The sequence below is a fragment of the Achromobacter sp. UBA5777 genome (assembly GCF_002418565.1).
In the GTDB taxonomy this organism is placed as follows: domain Bacteria; phylum Pseudomonadota; class Gammaproteobacteria; order Burkholderiales; family Burkholderiaceae_B; genus Achromobacter; species Achromobacter animicus.
Genome location: NZ_DIEJ01000089.1, coordinates 418 through 6,617, shown reverse-complemented (window position 1 = coordinate 6,617; position 6,200 = coordinate 418). Strand labels below are relative to the sequence as shown.

Annotated in this window: 8 protein-coding genes; 6 read left to right on the top strand and 2 right to left on the bottom strand. The window is 66.1% G+C overall.

The window, feature by feature from the left end; all coding sequences use genetic code 11:
- The 5 genes from B3446_RS06285 to B3446_RS06265 form a co-directional block, all read left to right on the top strand.
- A partial coding sequence (locus B3446_RS06285) for a (2Fe-2S)-binding protein (protein ID WP_291378492.1) occupies nucleotides 1-357 on the top strand: 357 nt, incomplete at its 5' end.
- 106 nt (nucleotides 358-463) lie between these two features.
- Nucleotides 464-1,189 (top strand): hypothetical protein, encoded by a 726-nt coding sequence (locus tag B3446_RS06280; RefSeq protein WP_370633016.1) that lies wholly within the window; start codon nucleotides 464-466, stop codon nucleotides 1,187-1,189.
- An 84-nt stretch (nucleotides 1,190-1,273) separates the two neighbouring features.
- A complete protein-coding gene (locus tag B3446_RS06275; RefSeq protein ID WP_105240220.1) occupies nucleotides 1,274-1,591 on the top strand; it encodes a DUF883 family protein in 318 nt (105 codons plus the stop codon).
- 68 nt (nucleotides 1,592-1,659) lie between these two features.
- Nucleotides 1,660-2,076, top strand: coding sequence for a phage holin family protein (locus tag B3446_RS06270; RefSeq protein ID WP_175124547.1), 417 nt, complete (start codon nucleotides 1,660-1,662; stop codon nucleotides 2,074-2,076).
- Between the two features lie 3 nt (nucleotides 2,077-2,079).
- Entirely contained in the window at nucleotides 2,080-2,442 is a 363-nt protein-coding gene (locus B3446_RS06265; protein ID WP_191576023.1) for a hypothetical protein, read from the top strand.
- 117 nt (nucleotides 2,443-2,559) lie between these two features.
- On the opposite strand, the gene ubiD is transcribed toward B3446_RS06265, so the two are convergent.
- Nucleotides 2,560-4,104 (bottom strand): 4-hydroxy-3-polyprenylbenzoate decarboxylase, encoded by a 1,545-nt coding sequence (ubiD, locus tag B3446_RS06260; RefSeq protein WP_191576022.1) that lies wholly within the window; start codon nucleotides 4,102-4,104, stop codon nucleotides 2,560-2,562.
- An 81-nt stretch (nucleotides 4,105-4,185) separates the two neighbouring features.
- On the opposite strand from ubiD, the gene B3446_RS06255 reads away from it, so the two are divergent.
- Nucleotides 4,186-5,004 (top strand): lytic transglycosylase domain-containing protein, encoded by an 819-nt coding sequence (locus tag B3446_RS06255; RefSeq protein ID WP_191576021.1) that lies wholly within the window; start codon nucleotides 4,186-4,188, stop codon nucleotides 5,002-5,004.
- Between the two features lie 76 nt (nucleotides 5,005-5,080).
- On the opposite strand, the gene B3446_RS06250 is transcribed toward B3446_RS06255, so the two are convergent.
- A partial coding sequence (locus B3446_RS06250; protein ID WP_291378487.1) for a pyridoxal phosphate-dependent aminotransferase occupies nucleotides 5,081-6,200 on the bottom strand: 1,120 nt, incomplete at its 5' end.

The following is a 6,200-nucleotide window of genomic DNA, read 5'->3' as shown; positions in this document are numbered from 1 at the left end:
GACGATCCGGCGCGCGGCTATTTGCGCCGGGTCAGCGCCGGCCAAGGCACGCTGCATGCCTTTCTGCTGACGGGCGACCTGCGCGCGCAGGAGCCGCTGCTGGCGTGGGCTGCGGGGGGCGAGGCGCCCGCCAGCATCGCGGCGCTGCTGATGGGACGCGTTGCGGGCGCGGTGCGTTTGCGCACCCTCTGCGTCTGCAATGGCGTCAGCGAAGCGGCCATCCTGAAAGGCATCGAAGGCGGCTGCGATCTGGCGGGGCTGAAGGACACGCTGGGTTGCGGTACGGGTTGCGGCTCGTGTGTGCCGGAGATCGAGGCGCTGATGGCGCGCGCCCCAGCGGCGCCGGTGCCGGCGTGACGACACGTTCGGACATACGCCGGGCACGGCAACCGGTGTAGTATCAAGCCAGCTGTCCCCAAGGCGGGACGGCGCTTTCGGATTTCTGGAGTGGCTTGTGACGACGATGCGAAAAATGGCATCCCTGGTTTTTGCGGCCGGCGCGTTGGGCGCGGCCGCCACGGCGCAGGCCGGCGTGTGTGACGCGAAGTTCATGCACGACGGCGGCGCCGTCCAACTGACCGGCTCGGGCAATCTGGCGCTGGGCGCGGATCTGACCTTCGCCGAAGTTACAAAAAGCAATGGCGACAATTGCCGCGCGCGCGTGCAGGGCGTTGCCCGATTCAGCTACGCGGGCCTGCCGCCCGGCAAGTCCAAGCTCGACTACCTGATGACCGTCAAGGGCGGCCAAGCCACCTTCCTGCGCTACGCCAGCGCGGGCGAAGCGCCCAAGCCTTCCGAAGGCCAGTTCGACCTGCGCATGCTGGGCCTCTTTGCCTATGACGGCAAGCTGGCTGCGGGCCAGAAGCTGCCCGGCTCGTCGTTCCGCCTGAAGATCGGCAAGGAAGCGCCGGTGGGGGGCCAGCCCAGCACCACGGTGCGCATCGGCGAAAAATCGGTCGGTCAGAAGACCTCGATGGACACCGCGCTGGGCAAGCAGTCGTGCCACCCGATCACCTACACGCGCAATTCGGATCCCACGATGGCCACGTTTCAGGGCCTGACCATTCCCATCCCCGGCATGAACACGACGGTCACCGATTGGTATTGCCCGGCCGTGAATCTGGTGATGAAGCAGGACATCGATCAGGGCGGCGTGAAATCCGCCGTTGAGATTACGCAGATCAAGTAGCACCCGGTAGCAAGCGGGCGATTGCGCCCGCATGGCGGCTGGTATCATCGTTTCCGTCATGGACACACAACAGGAGCTCAGAAAATGGCAACGAGAAAATCCGAAGACGTCGCAAAAGAAAAACTCATGGACAGTGTCAAGACCAGCCTGAACGACGCCGAAAGCCTGCTGCGCGAAGCCGCCAGCAGCACCGGCGACAAGGCCAACGAACTGCGCGACCGCGCCATGACCTCGCTGCGCCGCACGCGCGAGGCCCTGTACGAAGCGCAAGACGCCGTCCTCGAACGTGGCCGCAAGGCTGCCCGTGCGACGGATGACTACGTGCACGACAATCCCTGGCAAGCCATCGGGGTCGCAGGCGTGACCGGCCTGCTGCTCGGCTTGCTGATCAGCCGCCGCTGACAGGGCAGGACGTCCGGGCGGCAGGCACGGCTTCATGCCGCTGCCTGCCGCCCGGCGTTCTTTCAGCCATGGGTCTAAGAAAAACTGTTTTCGGTGTTGCCTCCAGCCTGGTCGGGCTGATGCGCACGCGGCTGGAGCTGCTGGCTCTGGAAGCCGCGGACGAAAAGGCGCGCCTGCTCAAGCTGCTGGGCCTGGCGTTTGCGGCCCTGCTATTTCTGACGCTGGCGGTGCTGGTGGCCACCATCACCATCGCCGTGGCGTTCTGGCCCACGGAAGACCGCTATCTGGCCCTCGGGCTGTTGGCGGCGTTCTATGGGGTGGCCGGTGTGGTGCTGTTGCTGGTGGTGCGCCACGGACTCGTGTACGGACAGACGCCGTTTTCGGCCACGCTCGAAGAGCTGGGCCGGGATGCGGAACTGCTGGACCGGGTGCGTGACATGCACGCGGACGACGAGACGCCGGTGCGCCGGCGTGAGGAGTTCTAAGCCATGTCTAAACGATCTCCCACCGTTGACCGCGCCGTGCGCATCGAATTGCTGCGCGCCCGCGCCGCCATCGAGCGCGAGTCGCTGGCACAGAACATCGTGTCGGCCGGGCGCAGGCTCGAACCCAGCGCGCTCATCCGCGGCATGTTGCCGGGCCTGGCGTCTGGCGGCGCCTCCCGCTGGGCGTTGCAGGCCATCACGATGGCGCGGCGTTATCCCATCATCAGTTCGTCGCTTTCCGCCATGTTCATGCGTGGCGGCAAGCGCGGCAAGCTGTTGAAGCTGGCCGGCGGCGCCTTCGTGGGCTGGCAGCTCTTGAAGGTCTGGCGCGGCTCGCGCCAGGACGACGACCGGGAACGCGACTGACGCCAGCTTCCAGATAAAAACCCCGCCGCTCAACCGGCCCCGCACCGCCAGACTTTCGTCCAGCAATGCGGGCCCGGCCAGACGGCGGGGTTTTTTTATGCGCAGGCAGTGGCGCGTCTACAGTCCCAACTGCCCCCACATATCGTCCACGCGCTTCTTGACATCCGCGTCCATCGTGATGGGGGTGCCCCATTCACGATTCGTCTCGCCCGGCCACTTGTTGGTGGCGTCCAGGCCCATCTTGCCGCCCAGGCCGGACACGGGCGACGCGAAGTCCAGGTAGTCGATCGGCGTGTTCTCCACCAGCAACGTGTCGCGCACCGGATCCATGCGGGTGGTCATCGCCCAGACCACTTCCTTCCAGTCGCGCGGATTGATGTCCTCGTCCACGACCACGATGAACTTGGTGTACATGAACTGGCGCAGGATGCTCCACAGCCCGAACATGACGCGCTTGGCGTGGCCCGCGTACTGCTTGCGGATCGACACCACGGCCAGCCGGTAGCTGCAGCCTTCAGGCGGCAGGTAGAAATCCACGATTTCCGGAAGCTGGCGGCGCAGCAGCGGCACGAAGACTTCGTTCAGCGCCACGCCCAGCACGGCGGGCTCGTCGGGCGGCTTGCCGGTGTAGGTGGAGTGATAGATGGGGTTGCGGCGCATCGTGATGCGCTCGACGGTGAAGACCGGAAACCAGTCCTGCTCGTTGTAGTAGCCGGTGTGGTCGCCGTACGGACCTTCCAGCGCCATTTCGTAGCCGGTGTCGGGCGGCGGATTGACGCCTTCGGGCACTACGGGCTTGATGGCACGCGGGTCCGAGGACGGCAGCAGATGGCCTTCCAGCACGACCTCGGCCCACGCGGGCACGGACAGGTTGCTGCCCAGCGCCTGCGCGACTTCGGTGCGCGAGCCGCGCAGCAGCCCCGCGAACTGGTATTCGGACAGGCTGTCCGGCACCGGCGTCACGGCGCCCAGCGTGGTGGCCGGGTCGGCGCCCAGCGCCACCGCAATCGGGAAGGGCGTGCCGGGGTTGGCGATCGCGTGGTCCCGGAAATCCAGCGCGCCGCCGCGGTGCGACAGCCATCGCATGATGAGCTTGTTCGGTCCCAGCAACTGCTGGCGGTAGATGCCCAGGTTCTGGCGCTTGGCGTTGGGACCGCGGGTAATGACCAGGCCCCACGTCAGCAGCGGCGCCACGTCGCCCGGCCAGCAGGTCTGGATGGGCAGCCGGTTCAGGTCCACGTCCTTGCCTTCCCAGACGATTTCCTGGCAGGCGGGGCTTTTGACGTTTTTGGGACTCATGTCCCACAGCGCCGATTTCAGCATCGACACTTTGGCCAGCGCATCGCGCAGGCCCTTGGGCGCCTCGGGCTCGCGCAGCGAGGCCAGCAGTTCGCCGATGTCGCGCAGCGCGCTGACATTGTCGGCGCCCATGCCGCGCGCCACGCGGGCGGGCGTGCCGAACAGATTGGCCAGCACGGGCATCTGCGCGGGCTGGCCGTTGTGGCGGGCGTTTTCGAACAGCAGGGCGGGGCCTTCGGCCCGCAGCACGCGGTCGGAAATCTCCGTCATTTCAAGCTGCGTCGACACCGGCGCGGCTATACGTTTGAGTTCGCCCATTCGTTCAAGTTGGGCGATGAAGTCTCTAAGGTCGCGGTATTTCACTACAGATCCCAGCGATTTGGTTACATTTCGGATTCAAAGAGAGGTTAACATTGACTCCCTCTTTTTCACGCAGGAGGTTTTATGCCCGATGCGTCAGTGGCCAGCCTGTTCAGGAACATGGCCCAAGGAGTGCACCAATATCTTGCCGAATCCCTGCGCATTTGCTCTGTTTACCTGGGCATCGCGGTCATTGTGACGGTAAGCATGGGATTCGCCCTGCCTGGTTTGCGCGACCAGGCATTGCAAGTGCACAAAGCCTTGTTGACCGCCCTTGCGCCTTCATCCATGCAGGCCAGCTCCGAGTCCGAAACCGGCTCCGAACTGGGTGCCGACACCTCGTCGGCAATTGCCATGGCCGTACCCACCGCACCCGCCAGCAACGCCACCGGCATGCTGGGGCCGGCTCGTGTCGCGCCGCCCGCGCCCAAGAAGACCGCTTCGGCGGCCACGGGACCGCAGGCCGAAGCACTGCGCAACTATATCTCGCGCAAGTACAAGGTTGCGTATGACGCAACCGGTCCGCTGCTGAACACCGTATACAAGGTCAGCCGCGAAAAGCAGTTGGACCCCTTGCTGGTCCTGGCCGTGATCGCCATCGAATCGCGTTACAACCCGCTGGCCGAAAGCCATGTGGGCGCACAGGGCCTGATGCAGGTCATGACCAGTGTTCACCAGGACAAGTTCGACGCGGTCGGCAAGAATCCGCTGGACCCGGCCGCCAACATCGGCGTCGGCGCCACGATCCTGCGTGACTGCATCAACCGCCGCGGTTCCGTGGACGGCGGTCTGGCGTGTTACGTCGGATCCACCGGTCCGGACGACAACGGCTACGGCGCCAAGGTGCAGGCGGAACGCCGACGCTTGGCGCTGGCCTCGGGCATCGCGCTGGCACGCGACTGATCCGCGCCGTCCGTTGTGAAAAAAAAGGCGCGTCCCGCAAGGACGCGCCTTTTCCATGGGGACGGCACAGCAGGCGTCAGCGCTGCAGCAGCACGCCCATTCGCGCGACCGCTTCTTCCAGCCGATCCAGGCCGGTGGCGTACGAAAACCGCATGGTGTGCGCCGCGTGCGCCGGTCCGAAGTCCAGGCCCGGCACGGCGGCCACGCCGGCTTCCAGCAGCAGGCGCTGCGAAAATGCGGCGCTGTCCATGCCCAGGCTGCTGATATCGGCATAGATATAGAAGGCGCCGTCCGGCTTGACCGGCACGTCGATGCCCAGGCGCTCGAATTCCGGCAGCAGGTAATCGCGACGCTGCTTGAAGGCCTCGCAGCGGTGTTCGAAGATCTTCAGCGCGGCAGGTGTGAAGCAGGCCAGCGCGGCGTGCTGGGCCAATGTGGGCGCGCAGATCGCCAGGCTGGAGGCAATCTTTTCGACCGGCGCGACCATGTCGTCGGGCACGATCATCCAGCCCAGGCGCCAGCCCGTCATGTGAAAGTACTTGGAAAAGCTGTTGATGACGATGACGTCATCGTCCAGCGTCAGCGCCGAGCGCGGCTGGCCGTCATAGGAGAGCCCCAGGTAGATTTCGTCGACGATGGCAAAGCCGTCGCGGGCGCGCACCTGCGCCAGCAGCTCGGCCAGCTCGCCGTGGGCGATCGACGTGCCGGTCGGATTGCTGGGCGAAGCCACCATCACGCCCTGCGTGGCGGGCGTCCAGTGGCGCGCGACGTCGTCGGCGGACAGTTGGAAGCGTTTTGCCGCCGTGCTGGGAATCAGGCGCGGCACGCCGCCTGCGGCCAGCACGAAATTGCTATTCGCCGGATACGACGGATCGGGCATCAGCACTTCGCCGCCGGCGTTGACCAGCGCCGCGCAGGCCAGCGTCAGGGCGCCCGATGCGCCCGCGGTCACAATGACGCGGCGCGGGTCGATGGCCGCGCCGAACTGGTCCCGGTAGAACTGCGCGATGGCCTCGCGCAGCGGCGCGATGCCCGCACCCGGGCTGTAGCCGCTGAGGCCGGCGCGCGCGGCGCGGTCCAGCGCTTCCACCACCTGAGGGGGCGCGGTAAAGTCCGGTTCGCCGATGCCCAGGCTGATAATGTCTCTTCCGGCCGCCTGCAGCGCCTGCGCCTGCTTGAACAGTTCCATCACCTGG

Bases quoted from the DNA above. Each gene is read 5' to 3' on its own strand.
- B3446_RS06280 (WP_370633016.1), top strand. From the start codon at position 464: ATGCGAAAAATGGCATCCCTGGTTTTTGCGGCCGGCGCGTTGGGCGCG.
- B3446_RS06275 (WP_105240220.1), top strand. From the start codon at position 1,274: ATGGCAACGAGAAAATCCGAAGACGTCGCAAAAGAAAAACTCATGGAC.
- B3446_RS06270 (WP_175124547.1), top strand. From the start codon at position 1,660: ATGGGTCTAAGAAAAACTGTTTTCGGTGTTGCCTCCAGCCTGGTCGGG.
- B3446_RS06265 (WP_191576023.1), top strand. From the start codon at position 2,080: ATGTCTAAACGATCTCCCACCGTTGACCGCGCCGTGCGCATCGAATTG.
- B3446_RS06255 (WP_191576021.1), top strand. From the start codon at position 4,186: ATGCCCGATGCGTCAGTGGCCAGCCTGTTCAGGAACATGGCCCAAGGA.